21 protein-coding genes are annotated in these 26,470 nt (G+C 59.4%); 2 read left to right on the forward strand and 19 right to left on the reverse strand.

Annotated elements, in window-relative coordinates; genetic code table 11:
* From QTL56_RS15590 to QTL56_RS15640, 10 genes are all read right to left on the reverse strand, one after another.
* On the reverse strand, positions 1–1,479 hold the full coding sequence (locus QTL56_RS15590) for a sugar ABC transporter ATP-binding protein (protein ID WP_245133956.1): 1,479 nt from the start codon (positions 1,477–1,479) through the stop codon (positions 1–3).
* Positions 1,480–1,583: 104 nt separating this feature from the next.
* A complete protein-coding gene (locus QTL56_RS15595; protein ID WP_245133958.1) occupies positions 1,584–2,522 on the reverse strand; it encodes a sugar ABC transporter substrate-binding protein in 939 nt (312 codons plus the stop codon).
* 886 nt (positions 2,523–3,408) lie between these two features.
* Positions 3,409–4,152 carry an SDR family NAD(P)-dependent oxidoreductase gene (locus tag QTL56_RS15605; protein WP_245133960.1) on the reverse strand — a complete coding sequence of 248 codons (744 nt, stop codon included), beginning with the start codon at positions 4,150–4,152 and terminating at the stop codon, positions 3,409–3,411.
* Positions 4,153–4,217: 65 nt separating this feature from the next.
* A complete protein-coding gene (locus tag QTL56_RS15610) occupies positions 4,218–5,099 on the reverse strand; it encodes an NAD(P)-dependent oxidoreductase (RefSeq protein WP_245133962.1) in 882 nt (293 codons plus the stop codon).
* Positions 5,100–5,137: 38 nt separating this feature from the next.
* Positions 5,138–5,470 carry a cupin domain-containing protein gene (locus tag QTL56_RS15615; protein WP_245133965.1) on the reverse strand — a complete coding sequence of 111 codons (333 nt, stop codon included), beginning with the start codon at positions 5,468–5,470 and terminating at the stop codon, positions 5,138–5,140.
* A 34-nt stretch (positions 5,471–5,504) separates the two neighbouring features.
* Complete coding sequence (locus QTL56_RS15620) at positions 5,505–7,844, reverse strand: heparinase II/III domain-containing protein (protein WP_245133966.1); 2,340 nt, start codon at positions 7,842–7,844, stop codon at positions 5,505–5,507.
* A 78-nt stretch (positions 7,845–7,922) separates the two neighbouring features.
* Positions 7,923–9,488, reverse strand: coding sequence for a type 2 periplasmic-binding domain-containing protein (locus QTL56_RS15625; protein ID WP_245133968.1), 1,566 nt, complete (start codon positions 9,486–9,488; stop codon positions 7,923–7,925).
* Between the two features lie 38 nt (positions 9,489–9,526).
* Positions 9,527–10,408 carry a carbohydrate ABC transporter permease gene (locus tag QTL56_RS15630; RefSeq protein ID WP_229573823.1) on the reverse strand — a complete coding sequence of 294 codons (882 nt, stop codon included), beginning with the start codon at positions 10,406–10,408 and terminating at the stop codon, positions 9,527–9,529.
* 10 nt (positions 10,409–10,418) lie between these two features.
* Entirely contained in the window at positions 10,419–11,414 is a 996-nt protein-coding gene (locus QTL56_RS15635) for an ABC transporter permease (protein ID WP_229573821.1), read from the reverse strand.
* Positions 11,411–12,514 carry an ABC transporter ATP-binding protein gene (locus QTL56_RS15640; protein WP_245133971.1) on the reverse strand — a complete coding sequence of 368 codons (1,104 nt, stop codon included), beginning with the start codon at positions 12,512–12,514 and terminating at the stop codon, positions 11,411–11,413. The genes QTL56_RS15635 and QTL56_RS15640 overlap by 4 nt, the downstream gene beginning before the upstream one ends.
* Before the next feature lie 372 nt (positions 12,515–12,886).
* On the opposite strand from QTL56_RS15640, the gene QTL56_RS15645 reads away from it, so the two are divergent.
* Both QTL56_RS15645 and QTL56_RS15650 read left to right on the forward strand, forming a co-directional pair.
* Positions 12,887–13,567 (forward strand): GntR family transcriptional regulator, encoded by a 681-nt coding sequence (locus QTL56_RS15645; protein ID WP_245133974.1) that lies wholly within the window; start codon positions 12,887–12,889, stop codon positions 13,565–13,567.
* 90 nt (positions 13,568–13,657) lie between these two features.
* Positions 13,658–15,028: an MATE family efflux transporter gene (locus QTL56_RS15650; protein ID WP_245133976.1), complete on the forward strand. Its 1,371-nt coding sequence runs from the start codon at positions 13,658–13,660 to the stop codon at positions 15,026–15,028.
* Positions 15,029–15,214: 186 nt separating this feature from the next.
* Here QTL56_RS15650 and QTL56_RS15655 read toward each other — a convergent pair whose 3' ends face one another.
* The 9 genes from QTL56_RS15655 to nirB form a co-directional block, all read right to left on the reverse strand.
* Entirely contained in the window at positions 15,215–15,964 is a 750-nt protein-coding gene (locus QTL56_RS15655) for a FadR/GntR family transcriptional regulator (RefSeq protein ID WP_229573816.1), read from the reverse strand.
* Complete coding sequence (locus QTL56_RS15660; RefSeq protein ID WP_245133978.1) at positions 15,940–16,656, reverse strand: ribonuclease activity regulator RraA; 717 nt, start codon at positions 16,654–16,656, stop codon at positions 15,940–15,942. The genes QTL56_RS15655 and QTL56_RS15660 overlap by 25 nt, the downstream gene beginning before the upstream one ends.
* Before the next feature lie 104 nt (positions 16,657–16,760).
* Positions 16,761–18,041: a TRAP transporter large permease gene (locus QTL56_RS15665; protein WP_229573813.1), complete on the reverse strand. Its 1,281-nt coding sequence runs from the start codon at positions 18,039–18,041 to the stop codon at positions 16,761–16,763.
* Position 18,042: 1 nt separating this feature from the next.
* Positions 18,043–18,567, reverse strand: a complete 525-nt coding sequence (locus QTL56_RS15670) for a TRAP transporter small permease (RefSeq protein WP_245133980.1) — start codon at positions 18,565–18,567, stop codon at positions 18,043–18,045.
* A 58-nt stretch (positions 18,568–18,625) separates the two neighbouring features.
* The gene (locus QTL56_RS15675; RefSeq protein WP_245133983.1) at positions 18,626–19,630 is read right to left on the reverse strand and encodes a TRAP transporter substrate-binding protein; all 1,005 of its coding nucleotides are present in this window, start codon (positions 19,628–19,630) and stop codon (positions 18,626–18,628) included.
* A 237-nt stretch (positions 19,631–19,867) separates the two neighbouring features.
* Positions 19,868–21,007, reverse strand: coding sequence for a siroheme synthase family protein (locus QTL56_RS15680; protein ID WP_245133986.1), 1,140 nt, complete (start codon positions 21,005–21,007; stop codon positions 19,868–19,870).
* Entirely contained in the window at positions 20,979–23,636 is a 2,658-nt protein-coding gene (locus tag QTL56_RS15685; protein ID WP_245133988.1) for a nitrate reductase, read from the reverse strand. Before QTL56_RS15685 ends, QTL56_RS15680 begins: the two co-directional genes overlap by 29 nt.
* Positions 23,637–23,639: 3 nt before the next feature.
* On the reverse strand, positions 23,640–23,975 hold the full coding sequence (gene nirD, locus QTL56_RS15690) for a nitrite reductase small subunit NirD (protein ID WP_229573806.1): 336 nt from the start codon (positions 23,973–23,975) through the stop codon (positions 23,640–23,642).
* Between the two features lie 45 nt (positions 23,976–24,020).
* Positions 24,021–26,468 (reverse strand): nitrite reductase large subunit NirB, encoded by a 2,448-nt coding sequence (gene nirB, locus QTL56_RS15695; protein ID WP_245133990.1) that lies wholly within the window; start codon positions 26,466–26,468, stop codon positions 24,021–24,023.
* Positions 26,469–26,470: the final 2 nt, after the last annotated feature.

Consider the following 26,470-nt stretch of genomic DNA (forward strand, 5'->3'; position numbering starts at 1 on the left):
CTAAGCCCCTGCGATTGCGGCCAGAATCCTTTCCCTGTTCAGGGCGGATCCGGTCAACTCCTCTACGATCCTGCCCTTGCGCATCACCAATGCGCGATTGCAGATCCCACTGATTTCTTCGATTTCGCTTGAGGCGACGATGATGGTATTGCCCGCTTCGGCCAGCTTCGCGATCATCGAATAGATCTGAAACTTTGCGCCGACATCGATGCCGCGGGTTGGCTCGTCAAACAGCAACACCAGACAATCGCGCATCAGCCATTTGGCAAGCACCACCTTTTGCTGATTGCCGCCGCTGAGGTTGACGACACGGTTGCGCGGATCGCCGGGCCGGACTTCCAGTTTAGCGAAGCTGTCTTCTGCGTTCGTGGCCTCGGCACCAAGTGCCAAAAACGGCGTCGAAATCTTATCGAGCGAGGCAAGACTGATGTTGTGCGCGCAGCTGAGCGGCAAAACCAGACCCTGTTCTTTCCGACTTTCCGGCAAGAGGCCGATGCCCCGCGCTATCGCCTGTTTGGGGGTCTTGGGCGCAAACGCCTGGTCTTTCAGACACATCGAGCCCTGCGTAGGCTGGCGCGCACCAAAAATGGTTTCAACCAATTCCGATTTGCCCGCACCGACAAGCCCGGTGATCCCCAGGACCTCGCCCTTGCGGGCGGCAAAGCTGATATCTGCAAAACCAGGGCCGCTCAGCGCGTCCACCTTGAGATAAACCTCGCCCAGTTCAGCGGTTTTCACAGGGTAGTGCTCGGCCAATTCAGCGCCGATCATCTTGGTGACGATATCGGCAATGCTCAGGTCCTTGGCAGCCTCGGTCGAAATGCGCTTGCCGTTGCGAAAAACCGTGACGCGGTCGCAGATCTGTTTGATTTCATCCAGCCGGTGCGAGATGTAGATCACGGACACCCCCTGCGCGCGCAAGCTGTCGATAAAGCCGAACAGCAGCCGCGCCTCGGCCTCCGACAGTGACGAGGTCGGTTCATCCATGATCAGGATCTTGAGGTTCTGCCGGCGCAACACCTTCAGGATTTCAATCATCTGCCGCGTGGCAACGCCCAGATTGGCCAGAACATCCTTCGCCTGCGCATTGACGCCGAAGCGCTCTAGCAGGGCGCTGGCATTGCGGTTCATCTTGCCCCAGTCAACCAGCCCGTAGCGGCGTGGATATTCGCCAAGGAACAGGTTCTCAGCCACAGTCAGGCTCGAAACCAACGAAAACTCCTGATAGATCACACCAATACCAGCGGCCTGCGCATCGGCGGGGGTGTGGAAATGCACCTCCTTGCCGTTGATCGAGAGGCTGCCGGAATCCAGGCGGTAAGCGCCGGTGATGATCTTGACCAAGGTGGATTTTCCGGCGCCGTTCTCACCCAGCAAGGCGTGTACTTCGCCGGCGGCAAGGTCGAAATCGACGTCATCAAGGGCAAGAACCCCCGGAAACTCCTTGGAAACGTTCCGAACTTTTAGAAGCGATTGCATGGGATTGCCTTGTTGGATCGATGGACAAGGGGTCGGAAAGCAGCAGTTTCCCGGCCCCGTCACTCACGTTCGGACGCCCGACGCTGAGGGCATCTCACCAACAGTCACTTGATGTATTGATCGACTTCGGCTGCCGTCACCAGCTCGGGGTTGATGTAGGTCTCTGGCGCGATGCCGTCCTTGGACTTGCCGTTCTTGACATAGGCAACAGCGGCATCGATGCTCAGCTGCACCATTTTGCGTGCATCCATGCGGATGGTTGCCGCAACATCGCCTGCCTTGATCGCGGCATAGCCGCCCTGTTGGCCGTCGTAGCCCACAAAGATGATATCGTCACGACCGGCCGATTTGGCAGCGCGTGCCGCACCTACCGCAAGGTTGTCAGACTCCCCAAACACGGCGTCCACTTCCGGATGCGCCTGAAGGATGTCTTCCATCACTTTCAGACCCTCTTCTTCGGTCCAGTGAGCGCCCTGCTGTGCCACAACTTCAAGGCCCGGGTGAACAAGAGCGCCAAGCTCAAAACCCTTGGTGCGCAGGATCTGAACCGGATTGCCGGTCTCGCCCTGGATCAGGGCAATCTTGCCAACGCCGCCCAGTTTGGAGGCGATATAGTCGACCGCCATCTTGCCGCCCTGGCCGTTGTCCACGCCGACAAAGGTCACCACATTGGTCGTGTTCAGGCGGTTGTCCATGTTGACGACCGGGATCCCTGCTGCCATCGCCTTGTCAACGACCGGAACCAGTGCCGTCGTGTGACCCGCGACCAGAACGATGAAATCCACTTTTTTGGTGATCAGGTCTTCGATGATGGAGATCTGACCTTCGTAGTCACCGAAGGAGCCTTCGGGCGCATAGGCTTTGACGTCAGCACCGATTTCAGTTCCGTAGGCGACCGCTTGATCGGCCATTTCGATCTGGAAGGCGTTGGTCGTGAGATCCATCACCACAATCGCGCCCTTGAGGCTGTCCGCATAAGCGGCGGTCGTAAGCAGTAGTGCGCCCGCGGTCGTCGCAAGCCCTTTAATAAACGTTTTGAACATGTTCCATCCTCCCCTGACGATCTGCCTTGCCGCCTCCTCGCGCCAAGATCAGTCCATTTTCAATGAGTTTAGTCTTACGGCGGCCTCCCCATAACTGGCGCTGCAATTGCCGCCACCTATCTCTTCTTCGCCCGGAGGCTTTCGAATGATATCGTATGGTTTTGAATGCCGACGGAATATTGATCATTGATTCAGAAATGTGTCAATCATATTGTGAATAGGCGCGTTTACTGCTTCGTTGTGTCGATTGGGCCTGCGTTTGCTTTCGAATTGTTTGCTTTGTGCTCGGCCTGGGAATCTAAGGTCCACAAAATCGCGCCGAAAAGCCGCGAACCGTTTTTCTGCTTCTGCTGTGGATGAAGGCGCCAGGGGCAAGGATCGACCTGAAATACTGAACTTCCTCAGGGCTTTGCCGGGGTCCAGGCATCGCAGGAAATGGGCGGCATGAAGCGGTTACGGCTCACGCAAGCGCTGATCATCAGGATATTGAGATAGCAGAGGTTGGGCGCGCAGACGGCCGGTCGCAGAGGCACGCAGGGCATCTCGGATGCAACATTCGCTCCTGGAAACGGCGCGGAGATGACCAGCATTGCCATCCTGGAATTGGTCCAGGTAAGTGAGGTCGACGGGGACTATATCGCCCCAGGCAGGCCGATGCAGAACGTTATCGTTGAAAGCCTGGACGGCAGCGTCCGCGATGAAGGGGAAGCAGGCATCGGGTCGTTTCGGTTCATGGGTCCTTCGGGGCCCCGATTGAGGCTCCGAAGGGGATAACGCGATGAGCGCAGCGAGGCTGGCCATCCTGGATGGGCGCGGACAGTCAAACCCCGCCCGCGACACTCAGCTTCCACTTGAATCCATCAAGGAAAGCGTCCGCCGACATTGATCAGGAGAACAATATTCCGCCATTGATGTCGAAACTCGCCCCCGTGATGAACGAGGAGTCGTCGGTTGCGAGGAACAATACGAGATTCCCGACATCGTCCGACACGCCCTGCCGCTTCAATGGCGCCGCAGCCTCGAACCCACGACGTGCAGCGTCCGCCGTATGGATATTGTGGAAATCCGTGTCAATCATGCCGGGGCAGAGCGCGTTTACGCGTATTGCGGGGCCCAGCTCCTTCGCCAAACCGCGCGTCATCGACATGATCGCGCCCTTCGACGTGGCATAAGCTATCGCTCCAGGACCACCGCCATCGCGTCCTGCCTGGCTCGACATATTCACAATCGCGCCAGACTTCATGTGGGCGAGACTGGCCTTGATCATCAGGAAGGTACTGGTGAGGTTCAGGTCCATCACAGCCTGCCAGTGATCCAGCGGCATTTCGGCCACCGACTTGCGCGCGATGAGACCCCCTGTATTGTTGACGAGCACATCGATGCCACCAAAGGCTTCCACCGTGCTTGCCACCAGTGCATCGACATCGGACGGTTTGCTCAGGTCGCCCTGCACCGCGATCGCCTTGCCGCCCAAGGCTTTTATTTGCGACAGCGTCTCATCGGCCCCGGCCTTGCTGGCGAAATAGTTGATCGCCACATTGGCGCCTTCGGAGGCCAGCTTGACGGCACAGGCTCGCCCCAGATCGCGTCCACCACCTGTGACAATTGCAGTTTTTCCCTGAAGTTTCATTATTTTACCTTGCTCTCGATTTGGTCAGTCGTTCTGTGCGATTTCATGCCGCGCGCCTGTGGCGATCAATTTCCGCGGGTGAGGAAGTAATCGAAAATCTCCGGCACATTGCCCTGACCCATCCCCGCATCGACAGCGGCTTGCAAATTGCGGGCAGTGCCTTCGGCGATCTCGGCCCGGACGCCGATGTCCTCCGCCATCTTCAGAAAATAGCTCAGATCCTTGTTGGCGTTGTTGATGGAGAAACCCAGGTCGCTGACCCCGTCGACCGCATAGTTCTTGCAAAAGGTCATGAAGGGCGAGCTGGATGGTCCGGTCGACATGATGTCGTAGAGTTGCTGGCGATCGACACCGGCGCGATCCGCCACCGCAAAGGCCTGGCTCATCGTGCAGACCGTGGTCATTCCCATGAAGTTGTTGATCAGCTTTGTCGTATGGCCGGCGCCGAGTGCCCCGAGATAGAAGACGTTCTCTCCCTGCTGCTCGAGCACCGGCTTGACCTTGTCGAAGGTCTCCCGGTCACCGGCAGCCATGATATTGAGCAGGCCATCCTTCGCATGGGCGGGAGTTCGCCCAAGGGGCGCGTCGATCATGCCGGCACCCTTGGCCGCCAGATCCTTGCCGATCCGGCGGGTCGAAGCCGGTATGGAGGTGCCGAAATCGATCAGCACGGCGCCGCTGCGGATCCCCGTCAGGATGCCATCGTCGCCATAGACAATCTTCTCGACCACCTCGGATGTGGTAAGGCAGAGCATGATGATGTCGCTCGCTTCCGCGAGCTGTTTCGGCGATCCAGCCTCTTCGGCGTTGCCGCGCTCCAGGACCGCCTTTACGGCATCCTTGTTGAGGTCCATGACGACCAGGCTGAAGCCCTTCTTCTGAAGGTTTTCAACCATGTTTCCGCCCATGAGGCCGAGGCCGATGAAGCCTATGGTGGGTTTGCTCATGTCGTGCTCTTTCCTGATTGGTTAAGCGCCTGTCGGGATCAAAGAAAATCCTCCCGATGTGGGGTGAAGATATCCAGCAGCGTGCCCGCCTGGAGGCAGGTGGCCCCGTGCATGATGTTGGGCTGCTTGTAGAGGGAATCGCCAGCCGAGATGTAATAGGTCTCGTCACCCACCTTGAATTCGAATTTCCCCGAAATGACGTAGGTGATCTGCTCATGGGGGTGGCTGTGCAACGCTGCCACGGTGCCAGTCTCGAAATGCGCTTCGACGCACATCAGATTGGTGTTGTAGGCCGCCACTACTCGCTTCAGTCCGCCCCCTGCGTCGGCAACCGGGTTTTCGCTTGCTGGGAAATAGTTCTTGGTAGTCATGGTGTTGCTCCTGTGGGGGCGCTTTTGACGGCCATCAGATACTCGTCCCCGCCAGCTTCTTCACCACGACCTTGAACGTGTTCTCGTCCGCATCGGTGAAATAGAGGTCGGCGTCGTAGCCCTGATCGTCGATGAAGTGGAAGATCCGCCGGGGTGCGTCCTTCGGATACGGTACCAGCAGGGTCACGATCCGGTGGCGATTTGCCTTGGGAAAGCGGGCTGTCAGGCAGGTGCTGACCGGCAGTCCCTCGACTTCGGCCATGTCGACGCCAGGGAAGCCCGTTTCCTGGCTAATGACGGGAGGCCCACCCTCCGACCAGAGGATCTCGCCATAAAATCCCGCCCGTTTCCCGGTATTGCGGAATGAACTTTGCCCCAGTTGGAAGGGTTCATTGGCGTGCAGCAACCAATCGATCTCGACCGGCTCGGTCGCATTGATCGAATCGACGAACACGAAAAAGCTGTCATTGAAGAAATACACTTCACGCTCGACGCTGGTGACCTCGGGCGAAACCAGTGCATAGGCGGCGGTCGCGTCACCCTTTATGTAGATGTGGTCGCCCCGATCCTCGGCGAGACTGATGTTGCCCGTCGACTTGATCTGGAGCGCCTTGTTGCGATCGGCATACTGGCCCTTGCCGTTGATCAGGATCGCGTTTTTCGATCGTGTCTGTTTTCGCCACGCCTGGTGCATGGTGCTGTTGAACGCGACGTAGTGGCCCGACTGTATTGCCAGATCTTCCCCGAAGGCAGACAGGCAAAAGGCATTCTGATCGCCATGGCTGTGGCTGATCGAGCCGAACGGGCTCGACTTGAAGACGAACTGGATATGCTGGTCGGGATCGCCCATGCGATGCTGTATGGCGGCCCAGCCTATGCCCTTGAACCAGCGGAGCTTGTCCGTTTCGGACGGGGGAGACGCCTGTACCTCTGGCCAGTCGTGGCGATAGACCAGGTCATCGAAGTTGAAGTCCCACCAGCCCCAATTGTAGAACGCCATTTCCGTGCCGGGATTGGTGCGGCAGATTTCGTCATAATACCACTGATAGGCCCCGTTGCCCGTCACACCCGCAAACTGGCGGAGGTTGTAGCCGATCTTCACCGCCGGCAGGTCACCCATCGTGCTGTCATCCCCGAAGGTTGCCCGCCGCGTGTCGGGTGCCTTGGTAAAGAGCGGCATGTCACCGGTCTTCTGGAAGAAGGGACGGACGTAGAGACTGATACCCGTATAGTTCTTCAGCACATTCGCAGCATCGATCAGATAGGCCATGCCGGTCATCCAGTAGTGAGGCCCTTCGGCCCAGCCTCCCTCGGGATCGCCCCACGGCGAATAGACCGTGAACAGAAATTCAATGGAATAATCGAGCCATTCCCGCGCTTCGGGTTCCTCATCGAGCATCGCGATGGCGGCCGGCACCAGCACGGCGGAGACCGCCCGTACGGCATGGCTGTCATACGGGAACAGCTGGATATTGGCATTCCTGATGATGTGATCGGCAATTTCACGGGTCCGAACCAGCAGCGCTGCACGCACTATCTCGCGTTCCTCTGCCGTCAGTTCGCCATGCAGCCAGTCATATCCCCAGGCCAGAGCCAGGGTGACCCGGAACGCCCACTCGTCGGTATAGGCTCTGGATGTCGTGCCTGCGGGGTCCCATCCGGCGACCGCCAGAAGCCATTCCTTGGCGCGCGCGAGCATCGCCGCATCTTTTGTGACATGGCCTCCAATTGCGAGGTGGCGGATCGCATAAATCAGTTCCTGGCAATCGATATAGGTCTGACGCCAGATCGGAGCCACGCGCTGATGGCCGGGATAGCCAGCCGGCTCGTCCATGACGGGCCGCTCCATCCATGGCCTGACACTCTTCTCGTAGAATGTCGACCAGCCGCAATGGGCCGGATCGGCGGCAACAACCGCGCTGAATTCGGAAAGCGCTTTTGGCCCGAGCCAGAGGCGCGGGTGGGCCTTGTCGACGTGATCATAGCGGGAAGCCCGCCCGGGAAGCGGCGTTTCCGGCAAGTCGGCCGCAAGATCAAAGCTGCGGGTAGCGCTCCATTCGGTCGCCGGCATGCCCTTGCTTGCGTCCCAGACGGCATAGGACCAGTGATAGGTGCCGGGCTCGAGTGCCGCGTCGGGGGTGAAGAAATTCAGCGGAATATCGGTAAACATCCGGGTCGTCTTGCCCGGAAATGCGGGATCGGACGACAGGCGCAGCACGTATCGCGCCTCGTCCTCGACCACCGGAAGCCAGGTGAACCGGGGTGGATTCTCTACCAGCGTGTCACCAGCGTTAGGCGCGTACTGAATATTCAACCGCCCGGCGGTCGGTTCGTCGAGATAGGCTTTGCGGTCGCGTGATGTTGCTACGGGCATCGAGAAGTTCCTGGACTCGTCAATCGTGTATCGGTCGTCACCGCCCGCCGAGTACCGACGGGCGGCGTCTTGGCTTCGTCAGCCGCCGTACTGGCGCTTGTAGGCCTTGTTCATCACGGCGATGACGTCCTGATAGCCCATCTTGTCGAGCGTGGAGACGTAAGCCTCCCAGTCGGCCTTGACGTCGCCGGTGCCGAGGATCCAGGCCTGCTGACGCTCCAGCATGTAGGTCTTCAGCGAAGGCCAATACCTGTCGTAGATCGCCTGTTCTTCCTTGTTGAAGGCGACCCCGAGGAACTGGTCGATCAGCAGGTCATTGGCGTCGTAGAGTTCGATCCCCTTGCGAGCGGCTTCCGAGGTCCACTGCCACTCGTAGCGGTAGTCCTGCCAATAACCGCGATAGATCTGGGCCCCCACGAGATACATCTGGCTGTTGACCGGCTGGTCGCTGTTGAGCACCTCGGGCTTGTAGACCGGCTGGCCGTCGACCCTGTCCCAGGTCTGGCCTTCGACCCCGAAATTGGAGAGGAGCCGGCCGTATTCGCTGAACCAGAAATCGAAATACTTGATGGTCTCGATCGGGTGCCTGTTCAGGTGCGAGATCGCCCAACCGTCAGGCTTGATCGGAGTGCGGCGATGTTCCTCCATCCGGACACCCTTGGCGGAAGCCGGTGGCAGGAAAGGCACGAAGTTGAAGCCCGGGATCTTGTCTTTCAGGGCGTCATTGTAGCCGGAGGTCGATGCAAACCAGTCATGGGTCACGCCGCCGAGATTCTCGCCGAGCAGATAGTCCCGAGAGGACGATCCACGCGTGAAGATTTCCGGATCGATGAGACCTTCCTTGTACCACGCAGCGATATTGGCCATGCCGTCGCGGTAGGCTTCCTGCGCGTAGGGATGAACGACCTTCCCGTCCTTGACGAAGAAATCGTGATAGGTGTCGGAGCCGGATGAGCGGGCATCCCATAGCGTGAGCAGTCGGTTCACTTCCTCCCAGTCGCGCGCGAAGTAGGGGATCTCGTCCTTCAGGCCGTTGCCATTGGGATCCTGGTCGCGGAAAGCCACGAGGACGTCGTGGAGTTCATCCACCGTCTGCGGCTGCTGCAGCCCGAGCTTGTCCAGCCAGTCCTGACGGATATACCAGGCGCGCCCGAACTTGCCGTCGGGGAGATACGGGATGTAGTAGTAATTTCCGTCATAGGCCGAGATCGCCTGCTGCAGGCCCGGGTGACTGTCCCAGAAGGCCTGAATGTTCGGTGCGTGCTCTTTGACCAGCTCGTTGAGCGGAAGAAAGGCCCCTTCCGGACCATACTGGTTGACCGGCTGCTGGATCAGATTGCCGCCGACGATATCCGGCAGATTCCCTTGCGCCAGCAGCAGGTTCATCGCCTCGTTGTTGTCCTTGGTGTTTTTACCGGCGGTCGCGTCCTTCAGATGGATATTGGTCAGCTTGCGCGCTTCTTCCTCGACCGGATAGATCTTGCTCGCGTCCCCCCCGACCCCATAGCCCTGGGCCCGCGGCCAGTGCAGGTGGATCGTCAGTTCGAGCGGCTCATCGACGATCTTCATCTCCTCCTGAGCGAAGACGGGTCCCGTCAGGGCCGTCGAACCGAGTATCGCCAGTGTCAATGTTAGTTTCCGCATAGTTCTCCTCCTCTTGCGAAATTTGAATTGTCCAGCAGTCATTCCTTCACCCCGCCCAGCAGGATGCCCTTGCTGAAGTATTTCTGCAGGAAGGGGTAAATGAGCAGGATCGGGATGATCGAGCAGACGATGATCGCCGCACTGATCGTCTCGACCGAATAGGGAGCGGTCAGGAGCGAGTTGGCGAAGGACTCGTCATCCTGCAGGTCGACGATGACGTGGCGCAGGTAGACCTGAAGCGGGATCTTGCTGTCATCCTGCAGCAGCACCATGGCCCAGAAGAAGCCGTTCCAGCGGGATACGACACAAAACAGCGCGACAGTCGCGATCGCCGGCTTCGACAGCGGAACAAAGACCTTCCAGAGCACCTGGAACTCGTTCGCTCCATCCATCCGCGCCGCTTCCTCGAAGCTTTTCGGAATGCTTTCGAAGAAGTTGCGCAGCAGGATGATGTTGAAGCCGTTGACAGCAAACCCGATGATGATCCCGAAATAGCTGTCGAGCAGTCCGAGGTCCCTCATGTTCAGAAAGAACGGGATCATCCCGGCATGGAACCACATGGTGAAGGCCACCATCAGGTTCCAGAATCGCCGTCCCCAAAGCTGCGGTCGGGACAGCGCATAGGCCCCCGGGATGATGAAGGCGAGGCTCATCAGCGTGCCGCCGATCGTATAGATGAACGTGTTCTTGTAGCTCGTCCAAAACATCGGTTCGCTGAGGACCTGCTTGTAGGCTTCGAGCGTGAAGCCGACCGGGCCAAGCACCACGTTGCCCGCACGCGCCTCGAATCCGGTGCTCATGGACAATGATGCAATGTAAATGAAGGGATACAGCGTCGAGAGGGCGAACACCCCGATCAGGACCACGTTCAGGAGAACGAAAAGCCTGTCTCCACGCGAATAGAGGTTCATGTTGGCCATCTGTATTCCCCTACCAAAGCGACGTGCGCGAGTAGCGCTTTGAGATCGTGTTCGCGGTCATCACGAGGACGAAGGCGACCACCGCATTGAACAGGCCGGCAGCAGCGGCCAGATCGTACTGGCCGCCCTGGATCCCCTGCCGGTAGATGAAGGTGTTCACCACATCAGCGGTCGAGTATGTCGCTGGTTGGTAGAGCAAGATGATCATCTCGAAGCCGACTTCGAGGATGTTCCCGATGCGGATAATCAGCATGATGATGATCGTGGGAAGGATCGACGGAATGGTGATCTTCCACATCATCTGCCAGCGCGACGCGCCGTCGACCACCGCAGACTCGTAAAGCGTCGGAGACACCCCAGCGATGGCGGCGAGATAGACGATCGACTGGAATCCGGCCTCCTGCCAGATGCCGGTCCCGATGAATATCGGCCTGAACCACTCGGCCTTGGTCAGGAAGTAGATCGGGTCGAATCCGAACCAGCCCAGGATGGTGTTCACGATGCCGGCTGAAGGTGAGAAGGCCGTCATGACGATACCGGCAATGATGACGGACGAGATGAAATGGGGCAGGTACACGATGGTCTGCGCCGTCTTCTTGAACGTCTGGTTCAGGATCTCGTTGAACATCAATGCGATCAGGATGGGCACAGGGAACCCGAACAGCAGGCCGTAGAAACTGATGATGACCGTATTCTTCAGAGCCCGCAGGAACTGATCGTTCTCGAACAGGGTCAGGAAATGCTCAAAACCGACCCATGGGCTACCGGCGACACCGCGAAAGACGCTGTAGTCCTTGAACGCGATCTGAAGGCCGTACATCGGCTTGTACAGAAAGACGAGAAGCCACAGGATCGTCGGCAGCAGCAGCACATAGAGTTGCCACTCCCGCTTCAGGTGATCTCCCACACGCTCGATCGTGCCGGGTCTGCGCTGGCGAACAGCTTCCTTCGCCTGAAGAACGATTTCCTCGGTCTTGCCGATCACCTGTCCGCTATTCGCACTCATCGGCCGCCTCCCTGGCCGTCGAAGGCCATGCCGGTCTTTGCGTCAAAGACCCGGATCAGGTGCGGTTCGACCGTAAAGCCTGAGACCCCGTTCAGGATGTCCATCTGTCCGATGGTTCCTGCGCGGATGATGAAGGGTTCGTCGAGCAGCGTCGTGTGGATCAGCGCCTCGGATCCCAGGGTTTCCACGAGGTCGAGTGTCACTTCGATACGGCCGGGTACGTCTGGGCCCGCGACTGTCACGAATTCGGGGCGGATGCCCAGAATGACCTCGCGACCAGCGCTGTTTGCCAAGGAGGGTACCGGTGCCAGTTCGATCGACTGGCCGCCGAATTCGGCGCGCAGGGCATCCGTGCCGTCGACAATCTTCGCCTTGACCATGTTCATCGGCGGTGAGCCGAGAAATCCCGCAACAAAGGTGTTTACCGGGTTGATGAACAGATCCATCGGCGATCCGACCTGCTCGATCCGTCCGTCATGCATCACGACGATCCGGTCCGCCAGCGTCATTGCCTCGACCTGGTCATGCGTCACGTAGATGGAGGTGACCCCCAGCCTGTTGTGCAACCGCTTGATCTCGGCCCGCATCTGGGTCCGCAATTTTGCATCGAGATTTGAAAGCGGCTCATCGAACAGGAACACCTTAGGGCGCCTGACGATTGCCCGTCCCATGGCGACGCGCTGGCGCTGGCCGCCTGACAGGTCTGCCGGGCGCCTTTCCAGATATGGCGTGAGGCCGAGAATATTGCCGACCTCCTCGACGGACGAGGCAATGTTTTGCTTGCTCTCGCCGCGGATTCGCAGGCCGAATGCAATGTTGTCGGCGACGTTGAGATGCGGGTAAAGGGCGTAATTCTGAAACACCATCGCGACATCGCGATCTTTTGGCGCCACGCGATTGACCCGTCTTCCATAGATGGTCAGATCACCGTCTGTGATTTCTTCGAGCCCTGCGATCATGCGCAGCGTCGTCGATTTGCCGCACCCCGACGGACCGACAAGCACGATGAATTCTTTTTCCTGAACTTCGAGGTCGATCCCGTGGACGACCTGAAGCGCGCCATAGGCCTTCACGATTCCATTGAGTTGTACGCCTGACATCAAGCCTCCCGCTCTTCCAGGGTCTGGCGAGCTACAGCGCCCTCTCTCCAGGCGCCATGCTGCTCTCACTCAAACTGGTATACTAGAATTAAATCTGGTATACCAGTACAAAATGGGCTACAGTTTCGGAAATGATGTGAAGTGATTGGAAAGAAAAGCGAATGCCGTACGCCACAGGTGCTGTGTGATTGACGGCTGAGCCAATTGTGATCGAGCTCTTCTCTGGTGGCGATTAATGCGTTTCGGCAAGCCGTCTGAATGGATATGGAGGAGACGGTGAAACGGATGCGAGATGATATGCGCCGGGAGCCGCGTCGGTGCTAGGCGCAGAAGATGGCGGACATGGAAGTGCAGAGAAGAGGGGATGCGCAAATGAGGCTCGGTGAACATCGGACGAATGTCGATGACATATTCGACTACCTTCACGACGAAATCCTCTCGCTTCGCCTCAAACCCGGCGAAAAGATTTCGGAAGCGGAAATCGCCGCTCGTTTCGGGGTGTCGCGCCAGCCTGTGCGCGATGCTTTCAGCCGGCTCGCAAATCTCGATCTCTTGCTAATTCGCCCGCAACGCGCCACCGAGGTGAAGCGCTTTTCCGCACGCGAAATCGAGAAATCGCGTTTCGTGCGGGCTGCGGTGGAGACCGAGGTCCTGAGGCGGGCGGCAAAGCTCTGCGACGCGGAAGGCGCGAAACTGCTCGATTCGGCCCTCGCCGACCAGCAGCGCGCCATCGAAGAGGTCGATGTCGATGGTTTCGGTGCATTGGATTACGACTTCCACAAGCGACTTTGTCTGATCGCCGGTGTGGACTATGCATTCGAGGTGATCACCTCGGAAAAGATCAAGGTCGATCGTCTCTGCATTCTCGGCTTGTCCAAGGAAGATCGTATGCCGCAATTGGTAGCCGATCATCGTGCTATTGCCGCAGCCGTAAAGGCAAACGACGCAGAGAAAGCGGTGGAACTCGGCATGCTGCACCTCTCGCGCCTCGACGACACCATCACCCGCATCGCCCATATCAACGCCCATTATTTCGAACCGGCATTGGATTGAAGGCAGCAATCAGCGACCGCTGCCGGATATGGATCGATGTATCTCCCCTGAAGGGCCTTCCTGGCTCACCGTGAAAGACGAACGAAAGACATGTTCCGGTCCTCTCCCATGCCGGTGACCGAAGGTCCGACAGCCCGCCACGTATTCGCCCTTGCCTGGCCGATGACGCTGAAGGCGATCATGTTGCATGGGACCGTTGTCATCGACACCTATCTTGTCTCCTCGCTAGGCGAGAGCGCCATTGCTGCGATGGGTCTTTCGACCGCCGTGGCCGGCCTGGTGCTTGGGGCAATCCTGGCCTTCGCAAACGCCATGCAGATCCGGACTGCACAGGCCTTCGGCACGAACGATCGCATCTTCCTCAAGTCGGTCTTTGCTTCGGGTATGGCAGTCAGCCTGGCGATCGGGTTGATAGGCCTGACCACAATTTTCCTGTTCGGCGACGCGTTGCTGGATGTCATGGCGCCGACAGTCGAGATTGGATCCCTTGCGAAGGACTATCTGGCGATATTTTCCCTCGTGATTCTGGGCGAAGCCATTGGCCAGGTAATTTCCAGCCATTTCAACGGATGCGGGCGGACGCGACTGCCGCTTTACAGCTTTCTTTTGGCTGTCCCGATCAACATCGCCTCAAGTATCGTATTGATCCACGGATTCTTGGGGCTTCCTGCCTTCGGTGTAGCGGGAGCCGCCATGGGAAGCGCCATCGCGGTTACCGCGCAGGTATCCTATCTCATCCTCCGGTTTGCGCGGGTCGATGGTGGTCTCCTGAGACTATCCGGCTGGAGGCAATCGGATTTCGCCGCAACGTTGCGCCGACATCTCGGATTTTCGCTGCCAATTGCAGCAACATTTTTCAGCGCGACCTTCGCCATGCAGGTCAGCGCGCTGATCTATGCCCGCCTGAGCCTCAATGAATTTGCCGCAATGACGATCATCGGCCCTTGGATAATGGTGACGGGAACGGTCGGCATGCAATGGGCGCAAGCGACAGGGATCATCGTCGCGCAACTTCTCGGTCAGAAGACGGAGAAGGATGTCCTCGAGCGGTTTCTCGCCAGTGCCTGGCGCGGCGCATTCGTTGCATCCGGCGCTGTCGCGGTGCTGCTATGCGCTGTGTGCCTGTCGGCCGACTGGCTGTATTCCGATCTGGGTGCGGAAACCCGCGTCATTCTCTTGGGCTTCTTGCCGGTCCTCTTGATCCTGCCCTTTCCGAAAGGTTCGAATGCCATATGCGGCAATACTCTGAGGGCGAGCGGCGATACTGTCTACGTCATGCACATCTTTATCTGGGCACAGTGGCTGTTCCGTATTCCCGCAACTGCCATCGCGGTCCTCTACCTTCAACTTCCGGCAGCCTGGGTCCTGTCTATCCAGCTCTGGGAAGAATTCCTGAAGTTTCCAGCCTTTCACAGACGCCTTCATCGGGGCGACTGGAAGGATTCTGAAGTGTCGGAGTAAAGTGGCCGGAGCGGGCAGGCGAGGGCTTTTCAAGGGTCAGGAACATGATGTTGCAGGGGACGAGCAGCTTGGACATCTGCCATCCTCTCTGATCCATGAAAGGCATGGCATGCGCGTCATTGGCCACCGTTCCACGACGAGAAGCCGCAGGTTGCCGCAAGTTGAGCTCTTGTGCTTGTCGGGCGCTCAGCCGCCCACGAAAACGCGCTTTCGCGCATTGTCGATATGGGCTCGCATCGCGTTTCGCGCCGCTTCTGCATCCTGGCGCTCAATCGCTGCGTAGATCGCTTCGTGTTCCGCCTGAACCAGTCGCAGGCGCTCCGTCGATTTGCTCAGCGAGAGGTTGCGTGTCAGGTTCAGGCCGGTGATGATGTTTGCGTGCATGGAAGTACGCACGGAGACGAAATAGTGATTGTCGGAAGATGAGCAGACGATCGCGTGGAATTTTTCATCCGCATCGACGCCCAACTCTCCTTGCTGCACACAGCGCTCCAGCTCATCCAGTGATTGCCTGAGAAGTGCCAATTGCTCAATGGACCGCCGCTCGGCAGCCAGCATCGCTGCTTCCCCTTCGATCGCCATGCGAAACTCGAAAGTCCGTTGTATATCGGCAATTGATCCGATGGGGGCGAAGGTCAGAACAGCGCGATCGGGTTGCTTTTGGACATACGAACCCGATCCCTGCGTTGAGACGATCACGCCATCGATCTTCAACTGTTTCAGCGCCTGGCGGAGAATTGGCCGCGAAACGCCAAAGCCTTCGCTCAGCTCAATTTCTGTCGGCAGCTTCCCGCCAACGGGGATTTCGCCACTAACGATCTTCGCCAGGATCTGCTCATAAACGGTGTCGGATAGCGTTCTGTCTCGCTCTTCCCGTCGAGACTGCCGAGCGCTCGACAGCAGGCTCGCCGCTAGCGTCCGTTGATTTGCCTCCATTCGAGATACTTTCCTTCGATTTCGGGGTCCGTCGGTGGATAAAGTCCAAAGATGGACGCACCTTCTTTCACCTTCTCCATAACGAAATCCTCGAATATTGTCATCTCGGTCGCTTCATTCGCGATTTCCTCGGCCAGATGACGAGGAATGCATACAACGCCCTCATTGTCTCCGACCATGACGTCCCCCGGAAACACAGCCACGCCGCCACAGCCGATCGGATCGTTGATGGCTACCGCGTGGTGCTTCGTCAGATTGGTCGGAGCACTCGGGCGTACATGATAGGCGGGCATTTTGAGTTCCGCGATTTCAGGGCTGTCGCGAAAGCCGCCGTCTGTCACAAGACCGGCACATCCACGCGATTGCAGCCGGGCGGCCAGAATGCAGCCAGCGGAGGCCGCACTGGCATCACCGCGAGAGTCGATAACGAACACGGCTCCTTCGGGGCATTCTTCGACCCCTTTGCGCTGCGGGTTGTTCCTGTCCGCGAAGGACTCCAGAACATCGAGATCTTCACGCGCCGGAATGTAGCGGAGCGTATACGCAGTTCCGACCATGTTTTCACCGGAACGAAGCCTCTGCGGTCCCTGCAGGAAGATGTTCCGCAGACCCTTCTTGAACATCGCAGTGGTGAGCGTCGCCGTGCTGACCGCCATGAACTTGGCGTGCAATTTCGGATCCAGCTTCATCATGTCTCACTTCCTGTGTCGCCAATCTGTCGGAGACAGATTTGATTGAATATGGCGGGTTCGGGCTTGTATTCCGTTGGTCGATCCGCGGCCCGAACCCGGGATTTTTAGCCGATAATGCTGGGCAGCCAGAGCGAAATCGCGGGCACGTAAGTCACCAGCAAAAGCGCGACCAGCAGGGCCAGATAGAATGGCCAGATGGTTCTCAATGCGGTCTCGATCTTGACCTTGCCGACCGCACAGCCGACGAAAAGGCAGGTTCCGACAGGGGGGGTGCACAGCCCGAGGCCGAGATTGATCAGCAGCATTATGCCGAACTGGATTGGATCCATGCCCAGCCCCTGGGCGATCGGCAGGAAGATCGGCGTGCAGATCAGAATGAGCGCCGCCATGTCCATGATCATCCCCAGCATCAGAAGGATAACGTTGATCATCAGCAATATGACGATTGGATTGTCTGATACGGACAGCAGGGCATCGCTCAGCGCCGTCGGCACGTCATAGAGCGCCAGCAGCCAGGCAAAAGAGCCTGCAAAGGCGATGAGGATCATCACCATGGCCGTGGTGCGCACCGACGATGTGACGCAGGTGACAAACGCCTCGAACGATAGTGTCCGGTAAACGACGGCCGTCAAAACGAGTGCATAGATGGCTCCGAATGCACCGCTCTCGGTAACCGTGAAGACACCGGACAGGACGCCGCCGACGATGATGACAGCCGTGAAGAGGCCGGGCAGGGCCTGCATCGCCGCACGTGCCGTTTCCCGCCAGCCGGGAAATGCCTCCGAAGGATAATTGTGTCGAACCGCGATCACGTATGCCGCGATTGCCAGGCAGACGCACATCAGTATGCCCGGAATGACGCCCGCAATGAACAGCTTCGATACGGAGATTCCGCCACCGGCAGCTACGGCGAAGATGATCATGTTGTGGCTGGGTGGAATGACGATGCCCGCGATAGAGGATGTCACCGTGACGTTGACGGCAAAGTCCGGTCTGTAGCCCTTTTCCTTCATCACCGGGATCAGGATGGAGCCGAGTGCTGAAATGTCTGCAATGGCAGAGCCCGAGATCCCTCCGAAAAGCATGCTGGAGAAGATGTTGACAGTCGCCAGGCCGCCGCGGACATGGCCGACAAGGGTCGTTGCAAAACGCACCAGATGCTGGGCGATGCCGCCATGCATCATCAGTTCGCCAGCAAAGATGAAGAATGGGATGGCCAGCAACGAAAACGAGGATACACCGGCGACCGAACGCTGGAATGTCATCAGCAGCGGCATGCCTTCATAGGCGAAGGTGACGGCCGCGGCTATTCCCATCGCAAAGGCAACCGGCAATCCAAGCACGACGGTTAAGCCGAATATTCCAAGCAGAATTGTCAGGCCCATTTCAGTGCTCCCTACCGGAGGCGGACTGTTCGATGAGCTGAACGGCACGCGATAAAACTCGAATTGCGCAAAAGAGAGCGATCAGTCCTCCGCACAGTGCGGCCGACAGGCTTCTGACGCCTTCCGGCAAATTCAGCATTGGCAGGAGCGTTGGCCAACCGAATCGCACGAGCTCGATGCTGCTCAGGCACATGACGGCCCCGAAGATCGCGAGCGCAATATCGCAAAGCAGGAGCACGATCTGATTGAGCCCAACCGGCAGCATGTCGCGGAACAGCGTGACGCCCAGATGGGTATCTTCCTTCACACCGACAGCTGCACCAAGAAACGTGATGTAGCAGATCAGCAGCAGCGCCAGCTGCTCAACCCAGGTCGGGGTGGTATTGAGGACATACCGGCCGAATACCAGCCAGCCGAAGGACCCAATCAGCAGGACCAGAGCCAGAGATGCCACTGTAAGGCAAAGCTGGGAGAGTCGCGCCGAGGCCATCTCGAGAAAATCCCGAGCTGTCACCAATGTCTTCATGTCGATTTTCCAGATTGATGAAGCGGAACGCGGCGAGAGCCGCGTCCCGAACATGCCGCTAGTCGGCGTTGCGGATCAGGTTGACGAGGTCAGTGAGTTCCGGATTATCGGCCAGGAACTTGTCATAGACGCTTGCCATGGCTGCCTGGAATGCAGCCTTGTCCTCGACGGTGTTGACCACCGTCCCGCTGGACTTCACCTTCTCCATGCTCGCCTTTTCACGCTCGGCCCATTCCGCACGTTGCATGGCGGTGCTCTCCTTCCCGACCTCACGGATGATCGCCTGATCTTCCGGCGAAAGCCCGTCCCAGGTCTTCTTGGACATGCACAGGCATTCCGGGATGATGAGGTGTTCGGAGAGCGAGAAATACTTGGCGACTTCGTAGTGATTGGTGGATTCATAGGACGGGGAATTGTTCTCCGCGCCGTCGACCACGCCCGTCTTGAGGGACTGGTAGACTTCACCAAAGGCCATCGGTGTCGCATTGCCGCCCATCGCTTCGATCATTCCAACGAACAGGTCGTTGCTCATGACGCGAACCTTCATGCCGGAGACATCCGAAGGTGCGTTGATGGGACGCTTCGAATTGTAGAACGATCTTGCCCCAGCGTCATAGAAGCCGAGCGCGACAAGACCCTTCGCCTCAAGTCCCTTTCCGATGGCCTCGCCAGCTTCACCGTCCATCAGGCGGTGCATCTGGTCGATACCCTTGAAGATGAAGGGCAGCGAAACGACGTTGGTTTCGGGCACGGCCTGCCCCATTGGTCCAAGGCTGAAAACCCCGAAATTGATCACGCCCAGGCGGGTCTGCTCGATCGCGTCGGGCTGATCGCCCAGGACGCCGGAATGGAAGACCTTGCCGGTGATCCGGCCTTCCGTCTTTTCGGCGACGCGCGACATGAAGAAATCCATTGCGTGCGAAACCGGATATTCCGCGACATGGATGTTCCATCCGCGCCAGGTTTCCGCGCTCGCTGGCGTGCTTATCACTCCCGTTCCGCCAACGCACAGCGCTACTGCTAGGGCCAGCTGCGACAGCCGGCGCTTGATGATCGTTGCCATATGATCCTCCCTCTATGACACTTCAACGACATGTGATGTGCCACGATATCAGAACCGCCGCAAGAAATTTTTACAAATACTTACAAATTTGCCCGGACCTGTATTTTCGTGGGGGGAGTGCTCCGACGACAGATGGAATGGTCTTCTGAACGGGATTATTCGCAGTAACGCTGGAGATCGCGAGCGGGGCGGCACGCTGAAAACGAAGATGGCAGAGTTGCACGGTTGCGGCCGACGCTATCTCGCCTGGGCTCGGGCATTGCGCGCTCTGGGCGCCGTCGCTTCGACATATGCCGGCGCGTGTCCCCTGGCTGACAGGCCCGCGCTTTCAGAAATCCCGGGAATGAGATCGACCTGCAGTCCCGCCATTTGCAATTCCGTGATCATGCTGGCTACCGCCTCCGACGCTGCCGCGTCTCCGGCCTTCAGCAGCACGACGCGTTTTCCCGTTCGTGCAAGTCCGGTCACCAATTGGCGCAGGTTCATGTCGCGCCCGGGCTCGTCTTCCTCGACCGCCCCGACGAGCATGCGCTTGGCCTCCCGCCTTGCCAGTTCCAGCACGTCGGAAGAGACGCCGTCATCAAAGAGAATGAGGTCTGCCGATTGCAGGCAGCGGACGGCCTTGAGTGTCAGCAATTCCGCGTCGCCTGGCCCGGCGCCGACAATGATCACCGAACCCGTGATCGGCAGGCTGCAGAGCCTTTCGACATCTGAGACGAGCTCCTGCCGGTCGAGCTCGCTGGGTGGCTTCGTCGATGAGAAGCAGCGATCGACGAAGCGCTCCCAGAAGGCGCGCCGCTTCGGCCCGGGCTCCAATTGACTGTTCACGGTCGTGCGCAGCGCTTGCGCCGTCGCGGCCCACCCTTTGAGCGACGGAGGCAGAAGCGTTTCGACACGCCGGCGAATGGCCTGGGCGAGGATCGGGGCTGCCCCATCCGTCGAGATGGACAGGATGACGGGCGAGCGATTGACGATGGAGCCGAATTGGAACTGGCAATAGGCGGGTCTGTCGATGATGTTGAATGCGACGCCGGCCGCACGCGCCGCACAGGAAAAGGCGCGCGCTTCGTCGTCGCTCTCGCAATCAGCGATGGCCATGACGGCTCCGTGAAATACGCCGGTATGCCAAGGCTGGTTCTGCACCACGACCTTCTTGCCTTCGACCAGATCCTGCATGGCCGCGCCGATCCCCTCGGCTTCGGCGTAGACGTCAACATGCGCTCCGCAGGCCGCCAGAAGTTCGGCCTTCCAGGCCGCCGCATCCGATCCACCGGCAATGACGGCCCGCTTGTCCGTGAGGTTCCAGAACACCGGAAGTTTGGCCAGGGGTTCGATCCGGCCTGGGTCTTCATTCTGCTGCGAGGAGCGCTTGCGCATCGATGATCCTCCTGATTTCCGGGCGGCAAGAGCCGCAATTGGTTCCAGCACTGAGCAATTGGCCGATGGCCTCCACCGATCTGCAGCCTTGGCCGACGGCACGGGCGATCTCCTTGGCGCCCACCGAAAAGCAGGCGCAGACGGTCGCCCCCTTGTCTCGCTGGCCTGCACCGGGACGACCCGCCACGATCCGCGAACGGGCGGTGGCATCGGCATGGTCGGTGAGCAACTGGTCGACAGCCCATTGCCGCGAAACGGCCACCGGAGAGCGCGATGCGAAGAACGCTGCCACCAGCCGGGATCCGCGCAAGGCGAGGATCCGGCAATCTCCGGCCGCGACATCGCGGTAGCGCACAATCTCGATATCCTCATCCAGGCCGAGGCTCTGGCTGAACCAGGTCTCGAACCCGTCTTCCGGTTCATCTCCGGCCAGCTCGAGCCGGTAGCCGTTTTCGGCCTTTGCGATCGCCCAGTATTCGAAGGGCAGATGTGTCGGCTTCTCCGCGGCCACCAGAAAGGCATGAAAGGTGGTCGCATGACGTGCGAGTGAAACGCGGCTCTGCTTGAGCGCCGGCTGGCCGGAGACAGGATCGACATCCGGTTTAACGAGTGTGTCCACCCGTGCCGGGAATGCTGTTTCATCCGTCCAGTGCATCGGCACGAAAATCGACCCACGCGCCTGTCGCTCCGTCAGCAGGGCACGCACGAGGATGAAGTGCCCCTCGTCGTTCGCAACCTTGACCAGGTCGGCATCGCGGATCCGATGCATGGCTGCGTCGAGCGGATGGATCTCGCAGAAAGGCTCGGCCAGATGCGCGGAAAGGCGCGCGCTCTTCCCGGTTCGGGTCATCGTGTGCCAATGGTCGCGCACGCGTCCGGTGTTCAGCACGAAGGTGCCATGTGCGAGTTCCACAGGCAGAAGGGGGGGCTGGACGGGGACGAAACGCGCCTTGCCGTCAGGGTGATAGAACTGGCCGTCCGCGAAAAACCGTTCCTTTGCCGCTCCAGCCAGGGGCCGGGGCCACTGGAAGGGGACGAGCGCCTCATATTGATCGCGGTTGATGGCTGCAAAGGCGCCGATGTCGAAATCGCGGGCGCCGTCGTTCTCGAAGGCGGAAAGGGCGGCATGTTCAGCGAAAATCGCGGCCGGCGAGTCGAAGTCGAAAGCGTTTGCAAAGCCCATGCGCTTGCCAACTTCGGTGACGTGCCACCAGTCGGGACGCGCTTCTCCAGGCGCCGCGAGAAACGGCCGTTGGCGTGAAATCCGCCGCTCGGAATTGGTAACCGTGCCGGATTTCTCGCCCCAGCCGGTGGCCGGTAACAGGACATGCGCGAGGCGTGCCGTGTCGGTATTCGTCTGCATGTCCGAAACGACAACGAACGGGCAGGCCTCGATGGCCTTTTTGACCTTGTCGGCATCGGGCATCGAAACCACAGGATTGGTCGACATGATCCAGAGCGCCTTCACCCGTCCGTCGGCAACGGCATCGAACAGGTCGACGGCTTTCAAGCCGGGACGCCCGGCGATCTGTGGCGAAGCCCAGAATCGCTGCACCCGCTCCCGGTGTTGCGGATCCTCGATCGCCATATGCGCTGCCAGCATGTTGGCGAGCCCGCCGACCTCACGCCCGCCCATGGCATTCGGTTGGCCGGTCAGGGAAAACGGGCCCATACCCTGCCGTCCAATGCGACCCGTCGCCAGATGGCAATTGATGATGGCATTGACCTTGTCGCTTCCGGAGGCCGACTGGTTCACCCCCTGGCTGTAGCAGGTCACGACCCGTTCGGTGCTGGCGAAAAGCCAGAAGAACTGGCGGATCAGCATGCCGGACAGACCGGTCGCTTCCGCGAGGTCCGCCATCGACATGCGCGATGCCGCAAGCAGAGCATCTGAAAAACCTGTCGTATGTCTGCCCACAAAGCCCTGATCGATCCTGTCGGTGTCGGCCAGATGGGTCAGCAGGCCATTGAACAGGGCCACATCCCCGTCCGGGCGCACGGAAAGATGCAGGTCGGCAAGGTCGGAGGTAGCAGTTCTTCGCGGATCGATGACGACAATCTTCATCGCCGGTCGAGAGGCCTTGGCGGCTGCAAGGCGTTGGTAGAGGACCGGGTGACACCAGGCGAGGTTCGATCCGACCAGAACAACGAGGTCTGCGAGTTCGAGATCCTCATAGGTGCCCGGAACCGTGTCGGCCCCGAAGGCCCGGCGGTGACCAGCGACCGAAGAGGCCATGCAAAGCCTTGAATTCGTGTCGATGTTGCCAGAACCGATGAAGCCCTTCATCAGCTTGTTGGCGACGTAATAGTCCTCGGTCAGGAGCTGGCCGGAGAGATAGAAGGCCACGGAATCCGGCCCATGCTCGGCGATCGTGCGGCTGAAACGATCCGCGACGAGATCGAGTGCCGTGTCCCAGTTCGCCCGCTGCCCGTATATTTCCGGAAACAGGGCGCGTCCGTCTTCGTCCAGCGTTTCGGCAAGCGCCGAGCCCTTCGAGCACAGGCGGCCGAAATTGGCAGGATGCTCCGGATCACCCCGGACGCTGACGGTCCCCGTATCATCGATGCTTGCGATCACGCCGCAACCGACGCCGCAATAGGGGCAGGTGGTGCGGGTTTCGCACGTCATGGATCACTCCGCCGCCACGAGGGCGCTCTCGAGCGCGATCGACAACTGCCCGTCGATGTTGCGGATCGGGATGGTGCGGACAGCACCCTCGTCTGCGCCCAGCGCCTTGCCGGTCTCGAGCGAAATCACCCAATTGTGCAGCGGGCAGGTAACGGAAGTGCCGTGCACGATGCCTTGCGTCAACGGCCCGCCCTTGTGGGGGCAATGATCCTCGATCGCATAGACCAGATTCTCGGCCGTCCGGAAGACGCCGATCTTGCCCTGCGGCGTCTTCACGCAGCGCGCGCCGCGAAGGGGAATGTCGTCGATCGTGCCGATAGCGATCCAGTTCATGAGCATGCTCCTTGTTGTTTCTTCCCTTCTCCCCGCAGCGGCGGAAGGGAACTACTCCGCCGCCGCCGAGTATCCGACGGTCGCCATCGGATTGAACTCGTGCTTGTCCTTGCCGGACACGCGTTCCGACCAGGGATCGACCTGTGCGAATTTCTGGGAGAAGACGAAGCGTTCGTAATAGGCCCGGCGCTTGTCCGGATCCTCCATGATCTGGCGACGGATCTCGTCATGACCGATACGCTTGGCCCATTTGTAGATGCGCTCGAGATAGCGACCCTGCTCGCGATACATCTGGGTCAGCGCCACGATATGCTCCAGCGCCTCGTCCTCGGTCTTCACAAGCCCCAGGATATCGGTACCCTTGATATCGAGACCTGCAGCACCTGCGAAATGGATCTCGAAGCCGGAATCCACGCAGATCACGCCGATGTCCTTGCAGGTCGCCTCCGCACAGTTGCGCGGACAGCCGGACACAGCGAGTTTCAGCTTGGCCGGAGTCCAGGAACCCCACATGAATTTCTCGATGCGGATGCCAAGCCCGGTCGAATCCTGCGTGCCGAAACGGCACCAGTCGGAACCGACACAGGTCTTCACGGTCCTCAATCCTTTGGCATAGGCCTGGCCCGAGACGAAACCGGCCTTGCCGAGATCGGCCCAGACGGCTGGCAGGTCTTCCTTCTCGATGCCGAGAAGGTCGATGCGCTGGCCTCCGGTAACCTTGACGAGGGGGATCTCGAACTTGTCGACTACATCGGCGATGGCGCGCAGCTCGGCAGCGTTGGTTACGCCACCCCACATCCGTGGCACGACGGAATAGGTGCCGTCCTTCTGGATGTTTGCGTGCACGCGCTCATTGATGAAACGGGACTGGTAGTCGTCCGCATATTCGTCAGGCCAGTCGCTGACGAGGTAGTAATTCAAGGCCGGCCGGCATTTGGCGCACCCGCAGGAGGTCTTCCATTCGAGTTCCTGCATCACCGCCGGGATCGTCTTCAACCCCTTGGCCTTGATCAGTCGGCGCACGTCGTCATGCCCGAGTTCGGTGCAGGTGCACATCGGCGTGACCGCAGCCGGGTTGTAGGCGTCGCCGAGTGTGAGCGCCATGAGTTGCTCGACAAGGCCCGTGCAGTTGCCACAGGAGGCCGACGCCTTGGTATGTGCGCGCACGCCATCCAGCGTCGTCAGACCTTTGCCCGTGATAGCCGCGGTGATTTTGCCCTTGCACACGCCGTTGCAGCCGCAGATTTCCGCATCATCCGGCAAGGCTGCAACGGCCGCCATAGGGTCCAGCGGAGACCCTCCCTGGTAGGACTGGCCGAAGATCAGTGTGTCGCGCATCTCCGATATGTCGGTCTGCTTCTTCAGCAGATCGAAGAACCAGGAACCATCGGCGGTTTCTCCATAGAGGACCGCGCCGATGATGCGGTTTTCCTTGAGAACCAGACGTTTGTAGATACCGGCTGCTGCATCGCGCAGCACGATTTCCTCGCGATCCGGCGCCTCGCCGAAGTCTCCGGCGGAGAAGAGGTTGATACCGGTCACCTTCAGCTTCGTGTTGACGACCGAGCCATGATATTCGGCGTCGCCGCCGGTCAGGCGGTCGGCCAGAACGCGGGCGCTTTCGTAGAGTGGTGCCACGAGGCCGTAGCAGATGCCGCGATGCTCGGCACATTCCCCGAGCGAGAAGATCGAGGCATCCGAAGTCATCATGCCGTCGTCGACGACGATGCCCCGGTTGACGGCAAGGCCCGCATCCTTGGCAAGTTGGGATGCCGGACGAATGCCGACCGCCATGATGACCATGTCACCGGCAATCACCCTGCCGTCTTCGAGCTCGATCCCTTCGACCCTGTCGGTGCCAAGAATCTGCTTCGTGTTTGCCTTGGTGATGATCTCGATTCCACGCTCCGAGAGCGCCTTTTCCAGAAGATAGGCGGCTGCCGGATCAAGCTGCCGCTCCATGATCGTCGGCATCAGGTGGATGACGGTCACCTCCATGCCCTGGCGCTTGAGGCCATAGGCTGCCTCGAGGCCGAGAAGCCCACCGCCGATGACGATCGCGCGGCCCTTGCGCTCTGCGATCTCCAGCATTTTCTCGACATCGTCGAGGTCGCGATAGGCAAGCACGCCTGGCAGCTGATGGCCCGGAACCGGGATGATGAAGGGGAGCGATCCTGTCGCGATGACCAGCTTGTCGTAACCGGCGGTGATGCCATTCGCCGATGTCACCGTCTTTGCCAGACGGTCGATCTCCGTGACCCTTGCGCCCTTGTGCAGCGTCACGCCCTGCGCGGCATACCAGGCATCGTCATGGATCACGATGTCCTCATAGGCCTTCTCGCCGGAGAGAACGGGAGAAAGCATGATGCGGTCGTAATTGACCCGCGGCTCCGCGTTGAAGATCGTTGTCTCATAGAGACCGGGCGCCTTCTCGAACAGTTCTTCCAGCATGCGGCCCGGCGCCATGCCGTTGCCGATGATGACCAGTTTTTCCGCCATGG

Source organism: Peteryoungia algae, assembly GCF_030369675.1.
Classification (GTDB): domain Bacteria; phylum Pseudomonadota; class Alphaproteobacteria; order Rhizobiales; family Rhizobiaceae; genus Allorhizobium; species Allorhizobium algae.

Excerpts from the sequence above, each read along its gene's own strand:
- QTL56_RS15590 (WP_245133956.1), bottom strand. The coding sequence starts at position 1,479 with ATGCAATCGCTTCTAAAAGTTCGGAACGTTTCCAAGGAGTTTCCGGGG.
- QTL56_RS15595 (WP_245133958.1), bottom strand. The coding sequence starts at position 2,522 with ATGTTCAAAACGTTTATTAAAGGGCTTGCGACGACCGCGGGCGCACTA.
- QTL56_RS15605 (WP_245133960.1), bottom strand. The coding sequence starts at position 4,152 with ATGAAACTTCAGGGAAAAACTGCAATTGTCACAGGTGGTGGACGCGAT.
- QTL56_RS15610 (WP_245133962.1), bottom strand. The coding sequence starts at position 5,099 with ATGAGCAAACCCACCATAGGCTTCATCGGCCTCGGCCTCATGGGCGGA.
- QTL56_RS15615 (WP_245133965.1), bottom strand. The coding sequence starts at position 5,470 with ATGACTACCAAGAACTATTTCCCAGCAAGCGAAAACCCGGTTGCCGAC.
- QTL56_RS15620 (WP_245133966.1), bottom strand. The coding sequence starts at position 7,844 with ATGCCCGTAGCAACATCACGCGACCGCAAAGCCTATCTCGACGAACCG.
- QTL56_RS15625 (WP_245133968.1), bottom strand. The coding sequence starts at position 9,488 with ATGCGGAAACTAACATTGACACTGGCGATACTCGGTTCGACGGCCCTG.
- QTL56_RS15630 (WP_229573823.1), bottom strand. The coding sequence starts at position 10,408 with ATGGCCAACATGAACCTCTATTCGCGTGGAGACAGGCTTTTCGTTCTC.
- QTL56_RS15635 (WP_229573821.1), bottom strand. The coding sequence starts at position 11,414 with ATGAGTGCGAATAGCGGACAGGTGATCGGCAAGACCGAGGAAATCGTT.
- QTL56_RS15640 (WP_245133971.1), bottom strand. The coding sequence starts at position 12,514 with ATGTCAGGCGTACAACTCAATGGAATCGTGAAGGCCTATGGCGCGCTT.
- QTL56_RS15645 (WP_245133974.1), top strand. The coding sequence starts at position 12,887 with ATGAGGCTCGGTGAACATCGGACGAATGTCGATGACATATTCGACTAC.
- QTL56_RS15650 (WP_245133976.1), top strand. The coding sequence starts at position 13,658 with ATGTTCCGGTCCTCTCCCATGCCGGTGACCGAAGGTCCGACAGCCCGC.
- QTL56_RS15655 (WP_229573816.1), bottom strand. The coding sequence starts at position 15,964 with ATGGAGGCAAATCAACGGACGCTAGCGGCGAGCCTGCTGTCGAGCGCT.
- QTL56_RS15660 (WP_245133978.1), bottom strand. The coding sequence starts at position 16,656 with ATGATGAAGCTGGATCCGAAATTGCACGCCAAGTTCATGGCGGTCAGC.
- QTL56_RS15665 (WP_229573813.1), bottom strand. The coding sequence starts at position 18,041 with ATGGGCCTGACAATTCTGCTTGGAATATTCGGCTTAACCGTCGTGCTT.
- QTL56_RS15670 (WP_245133980.1), bottom strand. The coding sequence starts at position 18,567 with ATGAAGACATTGGTGACAGCTCGGGATTTTCTCGAGATGGCCTCGGCG.
- QTL56_RS15675 (WP_245133983.1), bottom strand. The coding sequence starts at position 19,630 with ATGGCAACGATCATCAAGCGCCGGCTGTCGCAGCTGGCCCTAGCAGTA.
- QTL56_RS15680 (WP_245133986.1), bottom strand. The coding sequence starts at position 21,007 with ATGCGCAAGCGCTCCTCGCAGCAGAATGAAGACCCAGGCCGGATCGAA.
- QTL56_RS15685 (WP_245133988.1), bottom strand. The coding sequence starts at position 23,636 with ATGACGTGCGAAACCCGCACCACCTGCCCCTATTGCGGCGTCGGTTGC.
- nirD (WP_229573806.1), bottom strand. The coding sequence starts at position 23,975 with ATGCTCATGAACTGGATCGCTATCGGCACGATCGACGACATTCCCCTT.
- nirB (WP_245133990.1), bottom strand. The coding sequence starts at position 26,468 with ATGGCGGAAAAACTGGTCATCATCGGCAACGGCATGGCGCCGGGCCGC.